This is a genomic window from Noviherbaspirillum phoenicis, assembly GCF_047237965.1.
Classification (GTDB): domain Bacteria; phylum Pseudomonadota; class Gammaproteobacteria; order Burkholderiales; family Burkholderiaceae_D; genus Noviherbaspirillum_A.
Genome location: NZ_JBDFLX010000001.1, coordinates 511,564 through 533,021, shown reverse-complemented (window position 1 = coordinate 533,021; position 21,458 = coordinate 511,564). Strand labels below are relative to the sequence as shown.

Annotated in this window: 17 protein-coding genes; 7 read left to right on the top strand and 10 right to left on the bottom strand. The window is 66.0% G+C overall.

Annotated elements, in window-relative coordinates:
- Window positions 1–35: 35 nt before the first annotated feature.
- Window positions 36–809, bottom strand: a complete 774-nt coding sequence (locus ABC383_RS02415) for an SDR family oxidoreductase (protein ID WP_413011641.1) — start codon at window positions 807–809, stop codon at window positions 36–38.
- Window positions 810–1,091: 282 nt separating this feature from the next.
- Between ABC383_RS02415 and ABC383_RS02410 the strand changes: the two genes are divergently transcribed.
- Window positions 1,092–3,791: a bifunctional diguanylate cyclase/phosphodiesterase gene (locus ABC383_RS02410; RefSeq protein ID WP_413011639.1), complete on the top strand. Its 2,700-nt coding sequence runs from the start codon at window positions 1,092–1,094 to the stop codon at window positions 3,789–3,791.
- A 96-nt stretch (window positions 3,792–3,887) separates the two neighbouring features.
- Window positions 3,888–4,934, top strand: coding sequence for a GGDEF domain-containing protein (locus ABC383_RS02405; protein ID WP_413011637.1), 1,047 nt, complete (start codon window positions 3,888–3,890; stop codon window positions 4,932–4,934).
- Between the two features lie 22 nt (window positions 4,935–4,956).
- Here ABC383_RS02405 and mntP read toward each other — a convergent pair whose 3' ends face one another.
- The 5 genes from mntP to ABC383_RS02380 form a co-directional block, all read right to left on the bottom strand.
- A complete protein-coding gene (mntP, locus tag ABC383_RS02400) occupies window positions 4,957–5,529 on the bottom strand; it encodes a manganese efflux pump MntP (RefSeq protein ID WP_413011635.1) in 573 nt (190 codons plus the stop codon).
- 328 nt (window positions 5,530–5,857) lie between these two features.
- A complete protein-coding gene (locus tag ABC383_RS02395) occupies window positions 5,858–6,199 on the bottom strand; it encodes a hypothetical protein (protein WP_413011633.1) in 342 nt (113 codons plus the stop codon).
- Window positions 6,196–8,730, bottom strand: coding sequence for a cytochrome c oxidase subunit I (gene ctaD / locus ABC383_RS02390; RefSeq protein WP_413011631.1), 2,535 nt, complete (start codon window positions 8,728–8,730; stop codon window positions 6,196–6,198). The genes ABC383_RS02395 and ctaD overlap by 4 nt, the downstream gene beginning before the upstream one ends.
- On the bottom strand, window positions 8,727–9,731 hold the full coding sequence (locus ABC383_RS02385) for a cytochrome c oxidase subunit II (protein ID WP_413011629.1): 1,005 nt from the start codon (window positions 9,729–9,731) through the stop codon (window positions 8,727–8,729). Before ABC383_RS02385 ends, ctaD begins: the two co-directional genes overlap by 4 nt.
- A complete protein-coding gene (locus ABC383_RS02380) occupies window positions 9,728–10,117 on the bottom strand; it encodes a c-type cytochrome (RefSeq protein ID WP_413011627.1) in 390 nt (129 codons plus the stop codon). The genes ABC383_RS02385 and ABC383_RS02380 overlap by 4 nt, the downstream gene beginning before the upstream one ends.
- Before the next feature lie 308 nt (window positions 10,118–10,425).
- Between ABC383_RS02380 and ABC383_RS02375 the strand changes: the two genes are divergently transcribed.
- Together ABC383_RS02375 and ABC383_RS02370 are read left to right on the top strand one after the other, a co-directional pair.
- On the top strand, window positions 10,426–10,959 hold the full coding sequence (locus ABC383_RS02375) for a c-type cytochrome (RefSeq protein ID WP_413011625.1): 534 nt from the start codon (window positions 10,426–10,428) through the stop codon (window positions 10,957–10,959).
- Complete coding sequence (locus tag ABC383_RS02370) at window positions 10,956–11,318, top strand: c-type cytochrome (protein WP_413011623.1); 363 nt, start codon at window positions 10,956–10,958, stop codon at window positions 11,316–11,318. Before ABC383_RS02375 ends, ABC383_RS02370 begins: the two co-directional genes overlap by 4 nt.
- A gap of 132 nt (window positions 11,319–11,450) precedes the next feature.
- On the opposite strand, the gene opgC is transcribed toward ABC383_RS02370, so the two are convergent.
- The 3 genes from opgC to ABC383_RS02355 form a co-directional block, all read right to left on the bottom strand.
- On the bottom strand, window positions 11,451–12,611 hold the full coding sequence (opgC, locus tag ABC383_RS02365) for an OpgC domain-containing protein (RefSeq protein WP_413011621.1): 1,161 nt from the start codon (window positions 12,609–12,611) through the stop codon (window positions 11,451–11,453).
- Window positions 12,612–12,769: 158 nt separating this feature from the next.
- Complete coding sequence (locus ABC383_RS02360) at window positions 12,770–15,784, bottom strand: PAS domain S-box protein (protein WP_413011619.1); 3,015 nt, start codon at window positions 15,782–15,784, stop codon at window positions 12,770–12,772.
- Window positions 15,785–16,104: 320 nt separating this feature from the next.
- Window positions 16,105–16,389 carry a hypothetical protein gene (locus ABC383_RS02355; RefSeq protein WP_413011617.1) on the bottom strand — a complete coding sequence of 95 codons (285 nt, stop codon included), beginning with the start codon at window positions 16,387–16,389 and terminating at the stop codon, window positions 16,105–16,107.
- Window positions 16,390–16,939: 550 nt separating this feature from the next.
- Here ABC383_RS02355 and ABC383_RS02350 point away from each other — a divergent pair.
- From ABC383_RS02350 to ABC383_RS02340, 3 genes are all read left to right on the top strand, one after another.
- Entirely contained in the window at window positions 16,940–17,926 is a 987-nt protein-coding gene (locus tag ABC383_RS02350; RefSeq protein WP_413011615.1) for a bile acid:sodium symporter family protein, read from the top strand.
- Window positions 17,927–17,942: 16 nt separating this feature from the next.
- Window positions 17,943–19,553, top strand: coding sequence for a gamma-glutamyltransferase family protein (locus ABC383_RS02345; protein ID WP_413011613.1), 1,611 nt, complete (start codon window positions 17,943–17,945; stop codon window positions 19,551–19,553).
- A gap of 196 nt (window positions 19,554–19,749) precedes the next feature.
- A complete protein-coding gene (locus ABC383_RS02340) occupies window positions 19,750–20,079 on the top strand; it encodes a hypothetical protein (protein WP_413011611.1) in 330 nt (109 codons plus the stop codon).
- Between the two features lie 684 nt (window positions 20,080–20,763).
- On the opposite strand, the gene ABC383_RS02335 is transcribed toward ABC383_RS02340, so the two are convergent.
- A complete protein-coding gene (locus ABC383_RS02335) occupies window positions 20,764–21,417 on the bottom strand; it encodes an MlaC/ttg2D family ABC transporter substrate-binding protein (RefSeq protein ID WP_413011609.1) in 654 nt (217 codons plus the stop codon).
- Window positions 21,418–21,458: the final 41 nt, after the last annotated feature.

Below are 21,458 nucleotides of genomic sequence, written 5' to 3'. Positions count from 1 at the left end.
CGCGGGCGCCGTCCCTTTGTAGCGTGAGATAAAAATCAGACGGCGCTGACGCCGCCATCCACCGCCAGCGCCTGGCCGGTGATGTGACGCGAGGCCTCGCTGGCCAGGAAGACCACCGAGCCCTTCAGGTCCTCGTCGCCGCCGATGCGGTGCAGCGGCGCCCGGGCGATGATGCCCTCGCCCACCTTTTCCAGCAGGCCGGCCGACATCTTCGATGGAAAGAATCCGGGGCAGATCGCATTGACGTTGATGTTGTACTTGCCCCATTCGGACGCCAGCGCGCGGGTCATGTTGACCGCCGCCGCCTTGGAGGTGTGATAGGCCACCGTGGTGACGTTGGTGGCGCTGCCGCGCAGGCCCGCGACCGAGGCGATGTTGATGATCTTGCCCGACTGCCGTGGGATCATGCAGCGCCGCGCGACTTCGCGGGCGACGAAGAACAGCGCGTCCACGTTCAGGTTCATCACCTTGTGCCAGGCATGGTCGGGATAGTCTTCGGCGGGCGCGTTCCAGGTGGCGCCGGCATTGTTGACCAGGATGTCGATGGCGCCATAGCGCTGCACCACCTGCTCCACCATGGCCGGAATGCCGGCGGTGTCGGACAGGTCGCTGGCAATGGTCAGCACTTCGGCGCCCTGTGCTTCGAGATGCCGTTTCGCTTCCTGCAGCTCGTCGTCCTTGCGCGCGGTGATGGCAAGACGGCAGCCCATCTCGGCCAGCGCTTCGGCCATCTGCAGGCCCAGGCCGCGGGAGCCGCCGGTAATCAGTGCGACCTTGCCGTCCAGGTTAAATAGCGCTTTTACACTCATTTTCTTGTCTCCTCGAACTCCAGGTTTCCGGTCACGGATCAGGGCAACATCACCCTCGCCGGATTGTTCTGCACAGCAAAACATTGTTTCATTATCGGCCAATGGTATCAGCCGAGCAGAGGCAAGTAAAGTCAATCAAAGTTAGCGTTTTGTACAGAATGTAAACATTATTGAATAAAATGTTTAATAATCGCACACAGTCTTTCCCCGTTTGCAGTAGAGTAGCGGCGGCCCAGTTGTTAAGGGGCAAGACTGCTTGCCGATCGAATCACCAGCTGCCGCATGTTTCCTCTCAACAAACCGTTTTCCGCCCGGCATGCGCCGGCGCTGCCGCCGCAGCCGCGGCTTTGCATTGCCGCCATCGCGCTGCTGGCGGTCATGGTGCTTGGTACCGCGCTGTCGCTGACGGCGAGCTACCACGACACCCTGCGGCAGGAACAGAACAATCTGCGCAACCTGGCCACGGCCTTCTCGGCACAGACCGCCAGCGCCGCCTATGCGCTGGACCGGCTGCTGGACAATGCCCGCGAGGATTACCTGGAAAGCACCGCCCGCGCCGCATCCGGCGACAGCCAGCGCCCGGCGATGCGCCTGCCGCCCCTGCCGCGCGATGTGCTGGGCATTTCGCTGCTGGACCAGGACGGCCACCTGCTGGCAGGCAGCCCGCTGCCGCCCGACATGCCGGCGAACACGGTTCCCGGCCCGGACGACACCCTCGCCATCACCATCAGCGGCATCGATGCCGCCAGCGGACGCGGCATCCTGACCCTGGGCCGGCCGCTGCTCGACGACAGCGGCAAGCGCATCGGCGCCATGGTGGCGCGCATCGACTCGGTCTACTTCGTCAACCTCTATGCCCAGGTGGCCCTGGGCGATGGCGGCTCGATCACGCTGATGCACGCCGACGGCACCATGCTGGCGCGCGGGCCGGCGGCGGCGGGCGTGGTCGGCCGCTCGTTTGCCGGCACGCCGCTGTTCCAGAGCCAGTTGCCGGTCTCGGCCTTCGGCACGTTCGAAGCCATCAGCCCGACCCATGGCGTGCGCCGCATTTATGGCTACAGCAAGGTGCGCAGCTATCCGCTGGTGATGATTGCCGGCATGGACAAGGAGGACGCGCTGGCGTTCTGGCATGAACGGGTGGCGATCGCTGCCGGCCTGCTGGGACTGGCGACGCTCTCGCTGTGCGTGATGGCCTGGCGCATCTCGCGCGATGCGGCGCGCCGTTCCGCGCTGATCGAGCGGCTGGGCGCCAGCGAGGCGCGGCTGGCCAGGAGCGCCGATTACCTGGGCAGCATCCTCGGCGCCATCGCCAGCCCGGTGTACGTGCTCAACAGCCAGCGCCGCTTCGTGCTGGTCAACGATGCCTATTGCCGTTTCGCCGGCAAGCGGCGCGAGGAACTGCTGGGCCGCCTGGAGCAGGAAACGCCGGATGCGCACGGCGCCGGCGAACGCGAACAGACTTATGCCCGGGTGCTGGCGGGCGGCGGCGACATGGTCGATGAAACCGAGGTAGTGGACAGCGCCGGGCAGATGCGCACCTTCATCAGCACCACGTCGCGCCTGATCAGCGACACCGGCGAAGCCCAGATCGTCTGCGTGCGCACCGACATCTCCGAACGCAAGATGGCTGAAGTGCGGCTGGCCTACCTGGCCGACTTCGACCTGCCAACCGAGCTGCCCAATCAGGCGCGCTTCCTGCGCACCCTGGACGCGGAAATCCATGCCGCCGGCGGCGGCGAATGCGTGGGCGTGATGGCGCTGTCGCTGGAACGGCTGCAGGAAATCATCGACCTGATGGGCCATGCCGCCGGCGACACCGTGCTGAGGCAGGCGGCGCAGCTGCTGCGCCAGGCCGCGCCGGATGCCTCGGTGGCGCGCACCATGGGCAACCAGTTCGCGCTTTCGATCCGCTGCGACGGCGAACGCGGCAGCCTGGCCGCCCTCGCCGCCAGGCTGCACGGCGCGCTGTCGGACGCGGTGGCGGTCGGCCAGCGCGACTTCTATCTCGGCCCGGCGATCGGCATCGCTTCCTTCCCCGACGACGGCAGCGCGGCTGGGGAGCTGCTGCGCCGCGCCGACGTGGCGCGTCACCGCGCCGCCGGCGAAGGGCAGGATGCGGTCCAGTTCTTTTCCGAGAGCAGCCACCTGGTGCTGGACGAGCGGCTGGCGATGGAAAGCCAGCTGCGCCAGGCGCTGCAGCGCGGCGAACTGCGGCTGGCCTACCAGCCCAAGGTCGACATCCCGAGCGGCCGCATCACCGGCTTCGAAGCCCTGCTGCGCTGGACCAGCCCGGTGCTGGGCGAAGTGCCGCCGACCCGCTTCATTCCGATCGCTGAGGCCAGCGGCGCGATCGTCAGCATCGGCGCCTGGGTAGTGGCCGAAGCCTGCCGCCACATGCGCGCCTGGCAGGACAGCCTGGGACGCCAGGTGAAGGTGGCGGTCAACCTGTCGCCGCGACAGTTCCAGCGCGACGCACTGATCCCGATGCTGCGCCAGTGCCTGGCCGCCAACAGCATCGCGCCCGGCAGCCTGGAACTGGAGATCACCGAGAGCACGGTGATGGCCAGCCATGAGGACATCGACGTGCTGCTGCAGGACATCCGCTCGCTGGGCGTGGACATCGCCATCGACGACTTCGGCACCGGCTATTCCAGCCTCGCCTACCTGAAGCGCCTCCCGGCCCAGTGCCTGAAAATCGATCGCGCCTTCATCCGCGACCTCGGCCACGACGAGGAAAGCCTGGCCATCGTGCGCACCATCGTCAACCTGTGCCAGGGACTGAAGATGACGGTGGTGGCCGAAGGGGTGGAGACGCCGCGGCAACTGGAGCTGCTGCGCGAACTCGGCTGCCATGCCTACCAGGGCTTCCTGTTCAGCCGCCCGCTGGAAGCCGAGGCGGTGCTCTCGCTGCTGCGCGCCCAGGACGCCGGCGACGCACCGGCCGGAAGTTCGGCGCCGGAGGCCAACGCGATCAACGGCTGACACGCCGAATGCGGTAGCATGTCACCCGTTTGATGCACGCAGGCCCTTTCCGATTTGCAAGGCCGCTCCCTGCATTGCCCTTCCCGAGGACTGCGCTTGGATTTGCTCCTTTTTCATTTCGCCGAGATCACCCGCTGCCGCGAGCATGAGCCGCTGGATATCGCACTGGCTTCCGCCCTGCTCCAGTTGACCGGCGCGCTGTCGGTGGCCACGCTGGCCGTACTGCAGGCCGCGGATGACTTCTTCCTGCAGGCCAGGGTCACGATGCACGGCGACGGCCGCATCCGCTCCGAGTTCGAAGCGCCGGCCGACCCGGAAAAATCGGTGCGCGTGGTTCCCTGCGATGCCGCGCTGTCCGATGCCATCCGGCGCAAGGCGGTCGAACTGGAACAGACCGATGGCAGCGGCCATTGCCTGCTCTGGCTGCCGGTCTGCCTCGGCGACCGGGTCTGCTGCTGCGTCAGGCTGGAATACGCCGCGCCCTGCGCCCCTGACACCAGGGCGCTGATCAGGGGCATCGTCCAGGTCTATGCCAACCACAAGAACCTGATCGACTACAGCGAGCGCGACGCCCTGACCGGCCTGCTCAACCGCCGCACCTTCGATACCCGCTTCGCCCGCATGACGGCGCAGGGCGGCCATGCCCGCCAGCCGCAGCTGCCGGGCCGGGCCGAGCGGCGGCACAGCGCGCAGGCTAGGGAAAACTGGCTGGCCGTGGTCGACATCGACCGCTTCAAGAACATCAATGACCGCTTCGGCCATGTCTATGGCGACGAGGTGCTGATCCTGGTGGCCAACATGCTCAAGGCCTCCTTCCGCGCCAACGAGCGCATCTTCCGCTTTGGCGGCGAGGAGTTCGTGGTGCTGCTGCGCGCGGTCACGCTGAAGAACGCGTCGCTGGCCTTCGAGCGCTTCCGCAAGACCGTGGAGGAGCATGAGTTTCCACAGGTGGGCCGGGTCACGGTCAGCGTGGGCTATGCCAGCATCAGCAGCGACACCCCGGTGGTGATCCTGGGCCATGCCGACCAGGCGCTCTACTACGCCAAGCAGCATGGCCGCAATCAGATCCAGCTGTACGACCAGCTGGTCGCCGCGCGGCTGCTGCAGGTGCAGTCGCCAAGCGGCAGCGTGGAGATCTTCTAGGCGCCTGCGCGGCAGAAGGCGCCTAGGCTGCGCTCAGGTGCTCGTACAGGATCAGCGAGCCGATGCCGATCAGGATGATGCCGCCGATGATTTCGGCGCGCTTGCCGGCGATGCGTCCCAGCACGCGCCCCAGCATCACGCCCAGCGTCACCATCACGAAGGTGGAAAAGCCGATCGCGGCGGCAGTGATGGCGATGTCGGCGTCCATGATGGCCAGGCCCACGCCCACCACCATGGCGTCGATGCTGGTGGCCACGCCGGTGATGGCCAGCAGCCAGAAGGAATGCCGGCCCGGCTTTTCCGCCTCTTCCTCTTCCTCGTCGCCCGACCAGCCTTCCCGTATCATGCGCAGCCCCAGGCCGCCCAGCAGCACGAAGGCAATCCAGTGGTCGAAGGCGGACACATAGGGCGCCGCCACCTGCCCCAGCAGCCAGCCGATCACCGGGGTCAGGCCTTCGATGACGCCGAAGATCAGGCCGGTGCGCAGCGCTTCGCGCAGATGGGGACGATGCAACGCGGCGCCCTTGCCGACCGCGGCGGCGAAGGCGTCGGTGGACATGGCTAGGGCAAGCAGGAAGGTAGCGGCAAAATTCATAGGGATATTCCGGGTCGGGCACGAAAAAAGGCATGCGGCGCGGCCCGACCTGGGCGCGCCGTCATGCCATTAGTCTCGCCAACCTGAAAGGAGCCTGCGTGCAGGCTCCTGGGCTGCCAGCGCCACGGGATGGAACATCGCCGAGTATGTTGACGCGGGCGCTTCCGGGGGACGGAAGCAGGCTACTCCCCAAAGGACGCGGGAATATAACATGATCGGCGCAATTGTTTAAGCGGCGACGGCGCTGGGGCCGGGTCTGATGCGCTTGCCGTGGCCGGTTCGCTTGCCATTCCACCAGGCGCCCTGCGCAGCAAAACCGCCCATGAAGCTAGCGGCCGCAAACACCCAGCAGCCACAGCGGAATCAGCGTCCAGCCCATGCCCATCACGGCCAGGCCGGCGCCGCACAGCGCCGCCAGGTCGCGCAGCCGCCCCGGCGCCGGGCCGTTGATGCGGCGCCAGGGCCGCACCGCCATCGCTACCGCGGCGGCCAGCGCCAGCGCGGTGGCCGCCAGCAGCAACGCCTTCAACGTCGTCCCGCCGATGCCCGCCGTGCAGCCGATGGCGATGAAGGCATAGCACAGGAAGAAATGCGCGCCCCAGACCAGCAGCGGCGCGCTGGCGCGCAACAGGATAGCCATCAGGTGGTCGTCGCCGCGCATCGTCGTCATCCCATCAGGCGCGGCAGCCAGTTGACCGCTGCCGCGAACACCAGGCCCTGCAGCGTCGTGTAATGCCAGATCAGGGCGCAGTTGTCGATGGTGGCGCGGCTGGCGGCGCCCAGGCGGCCGCTCCAGGAACGGGCCAGCAGGTAAGGCGCAATCAGCAGCAGCAACAGCACATGCAGGCCCTGGTAGCTGAGCATCGCGGCCACGGTCGCGCTCCATGCCTGCGAGGAAGGCGCCAGGCCCGCCTGCACCTGGCCATGCCATTCGGCGGCGAAGGCGGCGGTGGCGCAGACGGCCGCCGCCGCCACCGCGATCCGCAACCCGCGCTGCGACGCCTGCGCCGTCACCGCCCGCCGCGCCCATGCGATCAGCAGCGAGCCCGCCGCCAGCAGCCCGGAAGACAGCAGCGGCCAGAGCGGCTGCGGCAAGGCGGCGCCCGCCGGCGGGCAGATGTCCAGCCGCATCGACAGGTGGATGAAGGCAAACAGGAAGGAAGCGAACACCATGGCGTCGACCACCAGCATGATCAGCGTTGCCCACCACGACTGCGACGCCGGGCCGGTTGCATTGACCGGCAGCCAGAGCCGGTCCGACACCCTGGCCGTGGCTTGCGGCGGCGGCTGGTCGGACTGCCACAGCCAGGCCAGCACGCCGGCGATGGCGGTCAGGCCGCACAGCCACGCGACGACATGCAGCTTCATCGTCAGCAGCAGGAAAAAGCCGGCGGTGCCGGCAGCGGCGACCAGCGGCCACCAGCTGTCGCCCGGCAGCACCATCAGGTAGCGCGGGCGCGCGGCAATGGGCGAGGTGGCGATGGTTTCGCGCAGCCCGGTCGCCGTGCCCGGCAGCCAGTGGCGGCCGGCTTCCACCTCCTCCATCAGCGCGGGCCGGTCCCACAGCGGATCGGCGCTGTCGACCTGCGGGATGCTGCGGGTGGCGTAGTCTTCCGAGGGCAGCCATTCCAGCGTGGATGCGCGCCAGGGATTGCCGGCGTCGCCCGCGGGCCGGCGCAGCGCCCGCACCGCATCGACGATGAACAGCAGCACGCCGCCGGCGAACAGGAAGGCGCCGACGGTGGAGACCATGTTGAGCAGTCCCCAGCCCTGCTCCGCGCCATAGGTATAGACCCGGCGCGGCATACCCAAAAGGCCGGTCAGGTGCATCGGAAAGAAGGCGATGTTGAAGCCGCCGAACATCAGCCCGAAGATCCAGCGCGCGAGCCGCTCCGACAGCAGGTTGCCATTGACCAGCGGCAGCCAGTAATACATCGCGGCAAACACCGGAAACACCATGCCGCCGATCAGCACGTAGTGAAAGTGCGCGACGATGAAGTAGGTGTCGTGCACCTGCCAGTCGAACGGCAGCACCGCCACCATCACGCCGGTCAGGCCGCCCAGCACGAAGATGAACATGAAGCCGAGCAGGAACAGCGCCGGTGCGTTGATGCGTATCGTGCCGCGCCACAGCGTGGCGATCCATGCGAACACCTGGATCGAGGTCGGCACCGCCACCGCCATGCTGGCCACGGACACGAAGCTCATCGACATCAGGCCCAGGCCGGCGGTGAACATGTGATGCGCCCACAGCGCGAAGCTGAAGAAGCCCACCCCCACCAGCGCCGCGATCACCATGCTGCGCCCGACCAGCGGCTGGCCGGCAATGGTGGGGATCATGGTCGAGACCATGCCGGCCGCCGGCAGGAAGATGATGTAGACCTCCGGGTGACCGAAGAACCAGAACAGATGCTGCCACAGCAAAGGGTCGCCGCCGCGCTCGGCAATGAAGAAGGGCCAGTCGAAGGCGCGCTCCATTTCCAGCAGCGCGGTGCTGGCGATGATGGCGGGAAAGGCGAAGACGATCATCACGCCCACCACCAGCATGGCCCAGGCATAGACCGGCATGCGCGAGAGCGTCATGCCCGGCGCGCGGGTGAACAGGATGCCCACGATCAGCTCGATCGCGCCGGCAATCGCGGAGATCTCGATGAAGCCGATGCCCAGCAGCCAGAAGTCGGCATTCATGCCCGGCGAATATTTCGTGCCGGTCAGCGGCGGATACATGAACCAGCCGCCGTCCGGCGACAGGCCGACGAACAGCGTGCAGAAGAAGGCCAGGCCGCCGAAGGCGTAGGCCCAGTAGGCATAGGCCGACAGCCGCGGAAACGGCAGGTCGCGCGCGCCCAGCATGCCGGGCAGCAGGTACACCGCGATCGCCTCCACCACGGGAATGGCGAACAGGAACATCATCACCGTGCCGTGCATGGTGAAGACCTGGTTGTAGGCCGCCGGCCCGAGCAGGGTGTTGTCGGGCACGGCCAGCTGCAGCCGGATCAGCAGGCCCAGGATGCCGGCCAGCAGGAAGAACAGCAGCGCGGTGCCGATGTAAAGCAGGCCGATGTTGGTGTTGTTGACGCTCTTGAAGAAGCGCCAGCCGCGCGGGGTTTCCCAGATTGCCTTCAGCTGCGCCAGTTCGCCGTCGGGGCGCGGCAGGGCGCTGGGCAGGCCGTCGGCGCAGGCAGGTGCGCGCTGGTTCATTTCAGGTGCTCCAGGTAGGCCGCCAGCGCCGACAGGCTGGCGCCGTCGATGCGCTCGAACGACGGCATGTGCGCGCCAGGCTTGACCGCCTGCGCGCCGGCGATCCATCCCGCCAGCGCGCCGGCATGGTTGGGCAGCGCGCCCGCGGCCAGGTAGCGGCGGCTGCCGACATGGGTCAGGTCCGGGCCCAGCGTGCCCTCGCCGGCGTTGTCGGTGCCTTCGGTCACGCCGCGTATGGCGTGGCAGGCATTGCAGCGCTGCGCCAGGAAGGCGGCGCGGCCGCGCTCGGTCAGCGCATTGCCGGCCGGCGCCGCCGGCCGCGCCTGGGCGGCCAGCCAGGCATCGAACTCCTGCTGGCTTTCGGCCACCACGTGCAGCGCCATCTTCGCGTGCTGCTCGCCGCAGTATTCGGCGCACTGGCCGCGGTGGATGCCGGGCCGGTCGGCGTGCAGCACCAGGCCGTTGACGCGGCCCGGTATCGCATCCATCTTGCCGCCCAGCGCCGGCACCCAGAAGCTGTGGATCACGTCGGCCGCGGACAGGCCGACGTAGACCTTGCGCCCGACCGGCACATGCAGTTCATTGGCCAGCACGATGTCGCGGCCGCTGGCCGGATCGCGGTAGCGCACTTCCCACCACCACATGCGCGCCGTCACCGACACATGCAGCGCATCCTGCGAGGTGCGGGTGCTGAGCTGGCCGCTGCGCCAGGTGGAAAACAGCAGAAGCGCCGACAGCACCGCCACCGGCAGCGCAATGCCGCCGCCGGCGATCCATAACAGCGTACCGGCCGGCCGTCCGCCGCGCAGCGACAGCGCCAGCAGCAGCATCACGCCGAGAAAGACGATCAGGCCGCCGCCGAACAGCAGCCAGGTCAGCTGCGTGATGATGGCCGCATCCGGGCCGGCGGGATGCAGCACCGACTGCGACAGCTGCGCGCCGCAGCCCGAGAGCAGCGGCGCAGGCAGCATGGCCAGGCGATGGCGGGCGCGCCGTCTCATCGCAGGGTGTACAGCGCGGCCGCGATATGGCGCGCATCATTTTCCGACACGCCCATCACGGGCATGCGGGTGCCGGGCACCAGGGCCGGCGGGTCGACGATCCATGCCACCAGCCGGTCCGGCATGTTGGGCAGGCGCCCGGCGATATAGCTGCGACGCCCGAAGTTTTCCAGCGACGGGCCGCCCTCGCCGCCCGCCGCCTGCACCCCGGGGATCGCATGGCAGGCGCCGCACTGGTATTGCGCCATCAGCGCCATGCCGCGCACGGCGTCGCCGCCGGCCACCCGCGGCGCCTTTTCCTCGTCGCGGCCGCAGGCAGCCAGCAACAGCAGGCACAGCGCCGTTCCGACAGCGCGGACAGCGCCGGCATGGCCGCGTCGCGCCATGCTCAGGCCCCGCCCCACGCCGCGGCCCGACCCAAGGCCTGGCAGGGAAAAGGAAAAGGGCGAGGAAAACGATGCGGGTTCATGGCGGCTGTTTCAAAAAGCGTCCGGAAGGAAGTCTGCGCAGTACGCGATGGCAAATTCTGCCAAGTTTTCCTCCGCCGCCGCTACGGTCCGCACAAGAACAATGGAAATTGCCGAGTTCGGAGCGCCTGCGCTTGCGCGGACGCGTCGACAGCCGGCGCAGGCCGTGCAGAATAGGCGGCATTCGGGTTCAAGCGGCGTATTGCTTTCATCACATCATCGTTCTCATGACTTCCAACAAGCGACTGGTCCTGCTGACAGTGGCCGCCACGCTGGCGGCGGGCATCGTGCTCTCCGCACTTGCCGGCACGCTGCTGCTCTTTTCCGGCTGGTACAACATCGGCGCCACCAAGCAGCACTGGCAGCCTGTCTATACCGTGCTGGAAAGAGGCATGCATTATTCGGTGCGCCATCATGCCCGCGACATCACGCCGCCCGACCTGTCGGCGCCGCGCATGGTGCGCCAGGGCGCATCGATCTACGCCGCGCGCTGCGTGCAGTGCCACGGCGCGCCGGGGGTGTCGCAGCATGACATCGGCAAGAGCATGCAGCCGATTCCGGGCCCCCTGGTCGACGCGGCCAGGCGCTGGAAGCCGGGCGAGATGTACTGGATCACCCGGCACGGCATCAAGATGAGCGGCATGCCGGCCTGGGAATTCCGGCTGGCGGACGAGGACATCTGGGCCGTGGTGGCCTTCATGGCGCAGTTGCCGGCCTTGTCGCCGCGCGACTATGCAACGATGGCGGAGGCTGCACGATGAGCTGGCGCACAGGATGCATGCTGGCGCTGGCGGGCATGCTCGCCGCCTGCGGCCAGCCACCGGCGCCCCCCGGCGTCGCCGGCGACCCGGCACGCGGCAGGCTGGCCCTGACCCAGTATGCCTGCCATGCCTGCCACCAGATTCCGGGCATCACTGGCTCCGAGGTGTATGTCGGTCCGACCCTGAAGGGCTTCGCGACCCGGCGCATCATCGTGCGCAACCTGCCCAGCACGCCGGAGAACCTGGCGCGCTGGATACGCCAGCCGCAGGAAATCGATCCGCACACCGCCATGCCGGCGCTCGGCGTGAGCGAGGAGGATGCGCGGGATATGGTGGCTTACCTGCTGACGCTGGACTGACGGCCGGGCGCCGCCTTGGCGCGGCGTCAGCCTGATCGCTGGCGCTGGCAACGGCATGAACCGCATGGCGACGTTGCGCCACACCCATGATGAGCGTCGCCGCCCTCCGGGCATGCCGATACAAGCCCCGCCTTACTTGGCGTCCAGCGCCCTTGCCGGTTTTGCGCCCGAGAATGGATGCCTTCCCGCCAGCACCGCCGCATGCAGCCGCCCTGCCCAGGTGCGCGGGCCGCCTGCCGCCAGCGCCTGTTCATAGGCGCGGTAGAACAATGCCGGCAGGGTCAGGGTGGCCAGCACCGCCGCCGTATAGAGAAAGTTCACGCTGTAGCCAAACCAGTAGGCGACACGCCAGGACAGCGGTTCGAGCAGATAGACCAGCAGGATATGAAAGGAGAACACCGGCAGCGAATACCTGCCGAGCAGACGGAACCACGGCAGGCCGCGGCTGGCCGGCACCAGCCGGATCAGCCAGCAGAACAGCACCACCTGGCTTGCGATGTTGGCCACCCGCAGGATGCGCAGGTCTTCCTTTTCCACGTGGGCCAGAAAGGCATCGCTGACCGGCAGCAGCTGGTGCCGCACCAGGAAGAAGCCGGCCGCGATGGCGAGCGCCATCCATAAAAGAGCGCGATGATGGAAGAACGCCGTCTGGCGTCGCACCTTGTGCAGGAAACCGGCATAGAGGCCGGTCACCCACAGCAGTTGCCAGGCAAGCAGGTTGAATGAACCGGTGCTGACGCCCGTGCCGAGGCTGGCTTCCAGCCACTCCTGGGGGTCGAGCACCTGGCCCAGGAACCAGCATGCGACGCTGCCCCCGATCACGAGCCAGTCATGCCCCCTGTGCAGCGCCGCCAGCAGCGGCGGGCTGAGCAGCAGGAACAGAAAATACATCGGCAGGATGTCCATGTAGGACGGCTGGTGCAGTAGCAGCGCGCCATAGGCCAGCATGCCCAGCGCGCCGCCACGCTCCGGATAGAGCGGCGTGGGACGCTGCAGATAGGCGGTCATGAACACGGCAAGGGCGAGCAGCGCCAGCAGCAGCACGAAGTGATAGCGGTAGACCCGCGATGCGCGCTTCCACGCCTGGCGCAGCAGCGCGCGCAGGCCGGGATAAGCAGCGGGCGAAGTAAAGGCATTCATGTAGCCCGACAGCATCACGAACGCCGCCGCTGCCGACACGAAACCGAAGGGCTGATAAGTGAACTCGGCCATCCGCGTACCGAGATGGTCGATCATCATAATTGCAAGAAAGACACCACGAAGAGTGTCCAGGCGGAAATCGCGGGTTGCCATAATTTGTTAAATGCCTGTTTTTCATTTAACAATGCAATTTCCGGGCCAAAATTGCCATTCACTTTTCAATCAAAGACTTAAGGCTATCCTTTTCCTGGCATCTGTTAACTTGTGTAATAAAAGCCGACAATGAACAAACCAGGAATTGACAATTACACTTAATTAATGGTTTTCAGTAAGGCAAGAATGTCGGCGGTATCCACCGGCTTGACGAAGTGATGATCGAAGCCCGCCGCCATCGCCTCGCGCCGGTCACGCTCCTGGCCATAGCCGGTTACCGCAATGAGCAATGCCGATGCCGTCCGGGGCTGTGCACGCAATGCCCGTGCCAGCGCATTGCCATCCAGGCCCGGCAGGCCGATGTCGAGCAGGCACGCGTCCGGCGCTTCGCGGCCGGCCCGTTCCAGGGCGGCATGGGAATCATGCTCGACAAGCACCCTGTGCCCGCAGCCTTCCAGGAACATCGCCAGCATGGCGGCGGCGTCGGCGTTGTCATCGACGATCAGGATCGTCAGCGCGCGCTGACGCACCGGGACAATCGCATGTTCCTGCCATGCGCCCGCGGGCCGCAACGGCTCGCCAAGCCGGGGCAGCGATACCGTGAAGCGGCTGCCCAGCCCCCTGCCCGCGCTCTGCGCGCAGACCGTGCCGCGATGCAGCTCCACCAGGCTGCGCACCAGCGCCAGGCCGATGCCCAGGCCGCCCTGCGACCGGTCCAGGCTGCGCTCGGCCTGGGTGAACAGGTCGAAGGCGCTGGAGATCAGCTCGGCCGACATGCCTATGCCATTGTCCTGCACGGCAAACAGCACCCGCTCCGGCTGCACGTCGATGGACACGACGATGCTGCCTTCTTCCGGCGTGTACTTCACGGCGTTGTGCAGCAGGTTCACCAGCACCTGCACCATCCGCTTGCGGTCGGTCCAAACCAGTGCGGATTCGGGCGCGAGCTGCACCGTCAGGTGATGTCGCCGCGCTTCGATGGCCGCGCGCACCTGTTCCACCGCGTCCGACACGATGGTCCTGACATCGAGGTTGACGGGACTGAGCTTGACCAGGCCGCGGGTCACGCGCGACACATCCAGCAGGTCGTCGATCAGGCCTGTCATGTGCCTGACCTGCCTGGAAATGATGGCGCTGGTCTGGGCCAGGCGGGCTTCGTCGAGCTGCGTCAGGCGCAGCAGGTCGGCCGCCGCGCCGATCGGGGCCAGCGGATTGCGCAGTTCATGGGCCAGCATCGCCAGGAACTCGTCCTTGCGCCGGTCGGCCTCCTTCAGTTTTTCCTCGGCCCGCTTGCGCTCGGTGATATCGAGCACCACCGCCAGCGCGATATCGCCGGAGGCGCTGCCGCTGTCGCGGATCAGGCTCACCGCGGTATTGGCCCACACCGCCGCGCCGTCCGCGCGCAGGTAGCGCTTCTCGATCTCGAATGGCTTGCCGTCCCGGACCAGTTCCTGGAACTGCAGCGCCGTCAGCGCCAGGTCGTCCGGATGGGTGAGCTCTTCGATCGACCGTCCGATCAGTTCGGCGCGGCTGCGTCCCAGCATCCGGCAATAGCGTTCGTTGGCGTTGACGATGCGACCCGCCAGGTCCGATTCGGCAATGCCGGCTGCCGTCTGCTCGAACAGCGACAGCAGGTGGGTTTCATTGCGGCGCAACGCCTCGTTGCTGCGCACCCGCTCGATGTGGGCCCAGGAGCGGTCCACCAGCGCTTCCACCAGCGCGATCTCGTCGGCCGTCCAGTTGCGCGGCAACGCATGATGCACCGCCATCATCGCCGCCAGCTTCCCGGCCTTGACCAGCGGACAGCAGATGATGGCCTTGATGCCGATTACATTGAACATTGCGGCGCCGTCGCCGATGGCAAGTTCCGCGTCCACATTCCTGATCACCAGCGTCCGCCCGGAGCGCATGTCCTGCGCAGCGCGCTGGCCGAACAGGTTCAGCGAGTAGACGCCGGCCGTGCTGGCCGCGCCCGCGGCGGTCCAGTCGTGGCGTATCGTGAACTGGTCGTTGTCGGCTTCGACGTCGGCATAGGCGCAACGGGTCACATCCAGGCTCACGCCGACCAGCCGCGTCACATCCGCCATGATGGTCCGGGCGTCCAGCGCATTGCGGGTTGCCTGGCTGATGGTATCGAGCAGGCTCAGCCGCTGTTCGACGCGCTTGCTTTCGGTGATGTCCACCGCGGTCGGCGCAACGAAGAGGACTTGCCCGGCATCGTCTGTGACCGGCGAGAGCACCAGGTCGGCCATGCGCTGGCTGCCGTCGGCGATGAAATACCGCGTCTCGAACCGGACCGTATGCCCTTCCGCCGCTTCCAGCGCACCGGCGCGCACCTGTTTCATCAGCGCGTCCGACCGGCTCCACCATCCGCCTTCCCAGAACTTCCGGCCTATCATGTCCTCGCGCCGGAAGCCGCAGCCCTCGACGGAAAGACGGTTGGCCTCGATCAGGGTGCCGTCGGGCAGCATCACGCAGGCAAAGTAATTGTCCTGCTCGAAGAAGGTGCGGTACTTTGCATTGGCTTCGGCGGCCGCGATCGCAGACCGGATCGCCTGCCGCTCCTTCCACTCGATCTGCTTTTGCTCGGTGATGTCACGGATCTCGATCACGGTAGCCACCGGCACGCCCCTGCGGAATATGGGGCTGGCGGCGCACAGCACATGAAACGTACTGCCATCCTTGCGGAAGAACAGGTCTTCATGGGCGCGGACATCGAAGCGCTCCGGCAGCGCGCGGTCGATCGGGCAGGCCTCCATCGGATAAGGCCGGCCATCCGGGTAGTGATGATGCACCAGGTCATGCAGCGGCCTGGACCGGATTTCCTCCACCGTGTAACCCGTCATCTCCAGCCAGGCGCGGTTGGCGTAGAGGCAATAGCCGCGCTGGTCCATCATCGCAAAACCCTGCGTCGAGTTCTCGGCGATCGTCAGCGCCAGTTCGGCATGGTCGAACAGTTCGACCGATGCCGCCTCGCCTTCGGTCTGGAATGCCAGGCCGGCGTGCTCGAGCAATTCGTCGTGCCAGGCCAGCACCTGCTGCGGCGTCACGCCAAAGCGCAGGGCCAGCGCTTCCGCGCTCTGGTCTCCCTTGTGCGCGGCAAGCGCAACGGCGGCGCGGAACGTGGGCGGATGATCGAAATTGGGTTGACCTTGCTGGTCGGAAGAAGCCATGGAGGGACAGGTTGAAATTAGAAAGGACGAATGCAAGCCGGATGTTGGCCGGGCAACTTCGCCAAGCCCGGACAATATCAGATCGCAAACCCACTGCTGTTTGCAATCGCACTCCCGTCCCTTCTGCCGCGCAGGCTCCTGGGCATTTGCCATCGCTGCGTTCAGCCGGATGCCTGTTGAGTGACGCCCATCCGCACGAGTGAAAAAGCCGGTATGCACCATGATCGATGATGCATACCGGCTTTCACGAAAGGCCGATAAGACCTGGCGTCAGCAATCGGGCGGTTAGCCCCTGCATCAGCCCACAATGAAACCTGCAGTCAGAGTTCCGGCGGCATGCGCGCCACAGCCCTGAATTTTTCAAAGCTGCTTTCCCGCAGCGCTTCGATGCGGTAATGCAGATTGCGCAATCGCCCGATCAGCGCGTCATATACCTGCTCGCTCTCGGCGCCGATGATGCGATACACCTCGCCATCGCCATTTTCTATGCCGAACTGGCGCACGCTCCCAGCGGTGATCGCTTCCACCTCCGGCACACCCAGAAATGCAATCAATGCATGATCGAATTTCGGAACCGCCTTGCCTTTTAACAGTATGGTTTCCATGAAATTTCCTTAATGCGAACAATCAGGACCGGTCGTTTTCACCAGTATTCCGGCGCGTTCGAAACGGCATTTTCCATTGATACAACAACATCGCTCCGCCATCGAAAAGGTCTTGCCCCCACGTCCGCCTGGATGGCGGCCATGCCCGCTGAAATGCGCTATGCAAATTGAAAAGCCGGGCTATTCAGGTAATTGCACAAAACGGGCCAGCCTGGCAAAGGCGTATCGATTCAGGTATTTAGTGCGAATTGAAAAAGGCACCGGCATGAATGTGTAAATTAAGCCGACATTGATTTATTTACATTTCAGCAGCATGGGATTGGCATCCCTTGCGGCCCTTGCGGCCATCCCGGTTTTTCCCTGCATCCGCGGCGGACCCGGGCAGGCTGGCGGGACGGCAACTTCCGTCCCCGAAACGAAGCGATTGGAAAAGTTATCAGGCCGGCTCACAAGGCTTGCGGGCCGGCATGCTGCTTGCTTATAAGGAAGCAAAGATTTTTCCGGGCGCGTATCATACGCGGCTGTTTTTTATCAACGGATTGCCTGCCTCATGACACGCCCTAGTTACTTCCCGGACAACTTCACGCTGGCCATTGCGTTCACTGTGATTCTTGCGAGCGTGCTGCCCTGTTCCGGCCGCGTGGCCGATGTCGCGCATGACGTGACCAGTGTCGCCATTGCGCTGCTGTTCTTCCTGCACGGCGCCAAGCTGCCGCGCGAAGCCATCGTCGCCGGCGCCACCCACTGGCGACTGCACCTAGTGATTCTGGCCAGCACCTTCATCGTCTTCCCGCTGCTGGGCTGGCTGATGAAGCCGCTGGCCCTGACGCTGATCACGCCGGAGCTCTACACCGGGCTGCTGTTCCTGTGCATGCTCCCCTCCACGGTGCAGTCGTCGATCGCCCTGGTGGCGGTGGCGCGCGGCAATGTGCCTGCCGCCATCTGCAGCGCCTCGGCGTCCAACCTGATCGGCATGTTCATCACCCCGGTGCTGGTGGGCCTGTTCGTGGTGCATGGCATTTCGGCCAGCGCCTCTTTCGATTCCATCCTCAAGATCATCGTGCAGCTGCTCCTGCCCTTCGCCGCCGGCCAGATGCTGCGGCCGCGCATCGGCGGCTTCGTCGACCGCCACAAGCCGTCGCTGCGCCTGATCGACCAGGGCTCGATCCTGCTGGTGGTCTACACCGCCTTCAGCGAAGCGGTGATCCAGGGCCTGTGGCAGCAACTGCCGCCTTCGGCGCTGGCCGGCCTGGTGGTCATCAACCTGCTGCTGCTCGGCGCCGCGCTGGGGATCTCGACCCTGATCAGCCGCCGCATGGGCCTGTCGCGCGAGGATGAAATCACGCTGGTGTTCTGCGGCTCCAAGAAAAGCCTCGCCAGCGGCGTGCCGATGGCCAAGGTGCTGTTCGCCAGCCATGCCGTGGGCATGATCGTGCTGCCGCTGATGCTGTTCCACCAGATCCAGCTGATGCTGTGCGCGATGCTGGCGCAGCGCTATGCGCGCCGGCAGCAGGTTCTGATTCCCCTGAAACGATGAGGCCACGGAGCGCCAAATGATGAATGCATCCCCCAACCCGGCGCGCGGCCGGCATGGAATGGCAACCGCCCCCAATGCGCTGGCGGCGCAGAGCGCGATGGCGGTGCTGCGCGAGGGCGGCAATGCGGTCGAGGCGATGATTGCCGCCGCCGCCACGATCGCCGTGGTCTATCCGCACATGAACAGCATAGGCGGCGATGGCTTCTGGCTGATTGCCCGGCCGGGCGAGGCGCCGCGCGGGCTGGAAGCCTGCGGCGCCGCGGCAGGCGCGGCCAGCATTGCCTCCTACCGTGAGCGTGGCCTGTCCGCCATTCCGTTTCGCGGCGGCGTCGCGGCCAACACGGTCGCCGGCACCATTTCCGGCTGGGATGCGGCACAGGGCTATTCGCGCGAGGCACTGGGCGGACGCCTGCCGCTGGCGCGGCTGCTGCAGGATGCGATCGACTATGCCCGCCACGGCATCCCGGTGACGCTGAGCCAGGCGCGCTGCACCGCCGGCAAGCGCGACGAACTGGTCGGCATCGCCGGCTTTGCCGACACCTTCCTGCCCGGCGGCGCCGTGCCCGACGCCGGCAGCCTGTTCCTGCAGCCGCGGCTGGCCGCCACGCTGGAACAGCTGGCCCGCGCCGGCCTGGACGACTTCTACCGCGGCGACCTGGCCCGGTCCATGGCCGCCGACCTGGCGCGGCTGGACAGCCCGCTGGCGCTGGACGACCTGACCCGCCACCGCGCCGAATGGAAAACCTCGCTGGCGCTGCGGCACAGCCTGGGCACGGTCTACAACATGCCGCCGCCGACGCAGGGCCTGGTGTCGCTGCTGATCCTGGGCCAGATCGACCGGCTGCTGCAGGCCGGCATGGACCCGGCCGGCGCGCCCTTCGTGCATGCCTGCGTCGAGGCGACCAAGCGCGCCTTCGCCATTCGCGACCGCGACATCACCGACCCGGCCTACATGACGGTCGACCCGCAAAGCCTGCTGGCGCCCGACGCGCTGGACCGGATGGCTGCCGCCATCGACCCGCTGCATGCCGCGCCCTGGGGCAAGGGCATGGGTCCGGCCGACACGATCTGGATGGGCGTGATCGACCGTGACGGCGTGGCGGTCAGCTTCATCCAGAGCATCTACCATGAGTTCGGCAGCGGCATCGTGCTGCCCGCCTCGGGCGTGAACTGGCAGAACCGCGGCTGCAGCTTCAGCCTCGACCCGGCGGCGCGCAACCCGCTGACACCGGGCCGCAAGCCCTTCCACACCCTGAACCCGGCGCTGGCGCGCTTCGACGACGGCCGCACCCTGGTCTACGGCAACATGGGCGGCGATGGCCAGCCGCAGTCGCAGAGCGCGGTGTTTTCGCGCATCGCGCTGTTCGGCATGAACCCGCAGGCCGCCATCAGCGCGCCACGCTGGCTGCTGGGCCGCACCTGGGGCCAGACCACCGACTCCCTGAAACTGGAAGCGCGTTTTTCCGGCGAGACGGTGGCTGCGTTGCGGGCCATGGGACATGAGGTGGATGTGCTGGACGCCTGGGATGAAACCATGGGCCATGCGGGCGCGATCATCCGCCATCCGAATGGCTTGCTGGAGGGCGGTTCGGATCCGCGCAGCGATGGTGCTGCGGCGGGCTGGTGAGGGAGAGGCAGTAGCGCGGCGGCCTCTGTCGCTGACCTTGCTTTCGTAGGAAGACATGGTTCGCAGGGGCGTGGCGCCGGTGGGCGCGTGACCATGCCGGTTGACCGGGTCTTTGCAGTTTGCGATCGTGGCGCGATGGCGTCTGGGACTTGGGTGGAAGCGGTAATGGTTGGCTTCAACGTGTGCGCAGTTGCAGTTGCAGTTGCAGTTGCAGTTGCAGTTGCAGTTGCAGTTGCAGTTGCAGTTGCAGTTGCAGTTGCAGTTGCAGTTGCAGTTGCAGTTGCAGTTGCCGTTGCCGTTGCCGTTGCCGTTGCCGTTGCCGTTGCCGTTGCCGTTGCCGTTGCCGTTGCAGTTGCCGTTGCCGTTGCCGTTGCAGTTGCAGTTGCAGTTGCAGTTGCAGTTGCAGTTGCAGTTGCAGTTGCTTGTGAAGTTGCCGTTGCTTGTGAAGTTGCCGTTGCTTTTAAATCCCGTTGAGCGCGCCGTGACGTCGGTGCATGGAGCGGGAAAAGGTGCGGCGTCTGTCTGAGCCAAGCTTTAGCTTGGCGAGTTTAGCCGCGCCCCGCTCCATGCATCGACGGCACGGGAACCCTCGCGCAGCGAGGGCGCGATCACCGGGTCGCCTTTTCTTGCCTACTTCTTTTGGCGAAGCAAAAGAAGTAGGTCGCCTGCCGGGGCGAACTCCCGGCCTGGTCATGACGATAGTGAGGTCGTGTTGTTTCACCCGCCGTAAAGACGTCACTGCGAAGCAGCAGTTAGCTTTTGACGTTAAAGGTTTAATGTCCAAAACCTTTTGAACAACAACTACGACAGTGCTTCCCGTGCGTTGCCGGGTGACGCAAGACGGCTGCACTGCCGTGGAGACAAGCCGGGAGTCCGTCCCGGCAGCCGGGTCACTTTTTTTGCTTCGCCAAAAAAGTAACCAAAAAAAGGCGACCCGGTGATCGCGCCCCGCTGCGCGGGGTGCCCGTGCCAGCGGTACCCGAAGCGGGGCGCGGCTAAACTCGCCAAGCTTCGCTTGACTCAGACAGACGCCGCACCTTTTCCCGCTCCGGGCACCGCTGACACGGCGCGCTCAACGGGATTTCACTGCAACTGCCACCGCAACTTCAAAAGCAACTGCAACTGCAACGGCAACGGCAACGGCAACCGCAACCGTTATCTGTCGGATGCAATGTGGCCACGCGTCACTACATATGACAAGCTATCTTCGTTACGGCTTGCTCCCTTCCTGCGCATCACGCGCCGCCAGTTGCCGGTTCTTCTCTTCCAGCGTATGGATCAGCCCATCGATCCCCCCCTTGTTCACTTCCGAAGCAAAGGTGGTGCGGTAGGTCTCGCTGAGCCAGGCGCCCATCACATTGACGTCGTAGATCTTCCAGCCGCTGGTGGACTTGTGCAGCCGATAGCTCACCTCCACCGGCTCCGGCCGACGCGGCAAACGTACCTCCGAACGCACTTCGACATCGGTGTCGGTCGGGTCCATGCGCAGCGGCTTGAAGGTCATGGTCTGGTCCTTGATCTGCGACATCGCGCCGGCATAGGTGTGCAGCAGCAGGTTGCGGAATTCCTCCGACAATTTCTGGCGCTGCTCGGGCGTGGCCTGGCGCCAGTTGCGGCCCATGGTCAGCGCGGTGCCGCGCTGGAAATCCAGGTGCGGCAGGATGCGCGACTCGACCACCGCATAGATGCGCCTGCGGTCGCCGGCCTGGATGGCCGGATCGTTGCGGGCGAGATCCATGACTTCCTGGCTGACGCGGCGTATCAGCGCGTCGGGCGCTTCCTGGGCCTGGGCCAGTCCGCAGACGGACAGAAACAGCATCGCAAACAAAAGGAAAAAACGGTTCAGCGCAAGGATCGAAGGCATGGCGGGACGGTGGAGAGGTGAACTGGAAGGATGGCGGACAA

Excerpts from the sequence above, each read along its gene's own strand:
- ABC383_RS02415 (WP_413011641.1), bottom strand. The coding sequence starts at position 809 with ATGAGTGTAAAAGCGCTATTTAACCTGGACGGCAAGGTCGCACTGATT.
- ABC383_RS02410 (WP_413011639.1), top strand. The coding sequence starts at position 1,092 with ATGTTTCCTCTCAACAAACCGTTTTCCGCCCGGCATGCGCCGGCGCTG.
- mntP (WP_413011635.1), bottom strand. The coding sequence starts at position 5,529 with ATGAATTTTGCCGCTACCTTCCTGCTTGCCCTAGCCATGTCCACCGAC.
- ABC383_RS02395 (WP_413011633.1), bottom strand. The coding sequence starts at position 6,199 with ATGACGACGATGCGCGGCGACGACCACCTGATGGCTATCCTGTTGCGC.
- ctaD (WP_413011631.1), bottom strand. The coding sequence starts at position 8,730 with ATGAACCAGCGCGCACCTGCCTGCGCCGACGGCCTGCCCAGCGCCCTG.
- ABC383_RS02385 (WP_413011629.1), bottom strand. The coding sequence starts at position 9,731 with ATGAGACGGCGCGCCCGCCATCGCCTGGCCATGCTGCCTGCGCCGCTG.
- ABC383_RS02380 (WP_413011627.1), bottom strand. The coding sequence starts at position 10,117 with ATGGCGCGACGCGGCCATGCCGGCGCTGTCCGCGCTGTCGGAACGGCG.
- ABC383_RS02375 (WP_413011625.1), top strand. The coding sequence starts at position 10,426 with ATGACTTCCAACAAGCGACTGGTCCTGCTGACAGTGGCCGCCACGCTG.
- ABC383_RS02370 (WP_413011623.1), top strand. The coding sequence starts at position 10,956 with ATGAGCTGGCGCACAGGATGCATGCTGGCGCTGGCGGGCATGCTCGCC.
- opgC (WP_413011621.1), bottom strand. The coding sequence starts at position 12,611 with ATGGCAACCCGCGATTTCCGCCTGGACACTCTTCGTGGTGTCTTTCTT.
- ABC383_RS02360 (WP_413011619.1), bottom strand. The coding sequence starts at position 15,784 with ATGGCTTCTTCCGACCAGCAAGGTCAACCCAATTTCGATCATCCGCCC.
- ABC383_RS02355 (WP_413011617.1), bottom strand. The coding sequence starts at position 16,389 with ATGGAAACCATACTGTTAAAAGGCAAGGCGGTTCCGAAATTCGATCAT.
- ABC383_RS02350 (WP_413011615.1), top strand. The coding sequence starts at position 16,940 with ATGACACGCCCTAGTTACTTCCCGGACAACTTCACGCTGGCCATTGCG.
- ABC383_RS02345 (WP_413011613.1), top strand. The coding sequence starts at position 17,943 with ATGATGAATGCATCCCCCAACCCGGCGCGCGGCCGGCATGGAATGGCA.
- ABC383_RS02335 (WP_413011609.1), bottom strand. The coding sequence starts at position 21,417 with ATGCCTTCGATCCTTGCGCTGAACCGTTTTTTCCTTTTGTTTGCGATG.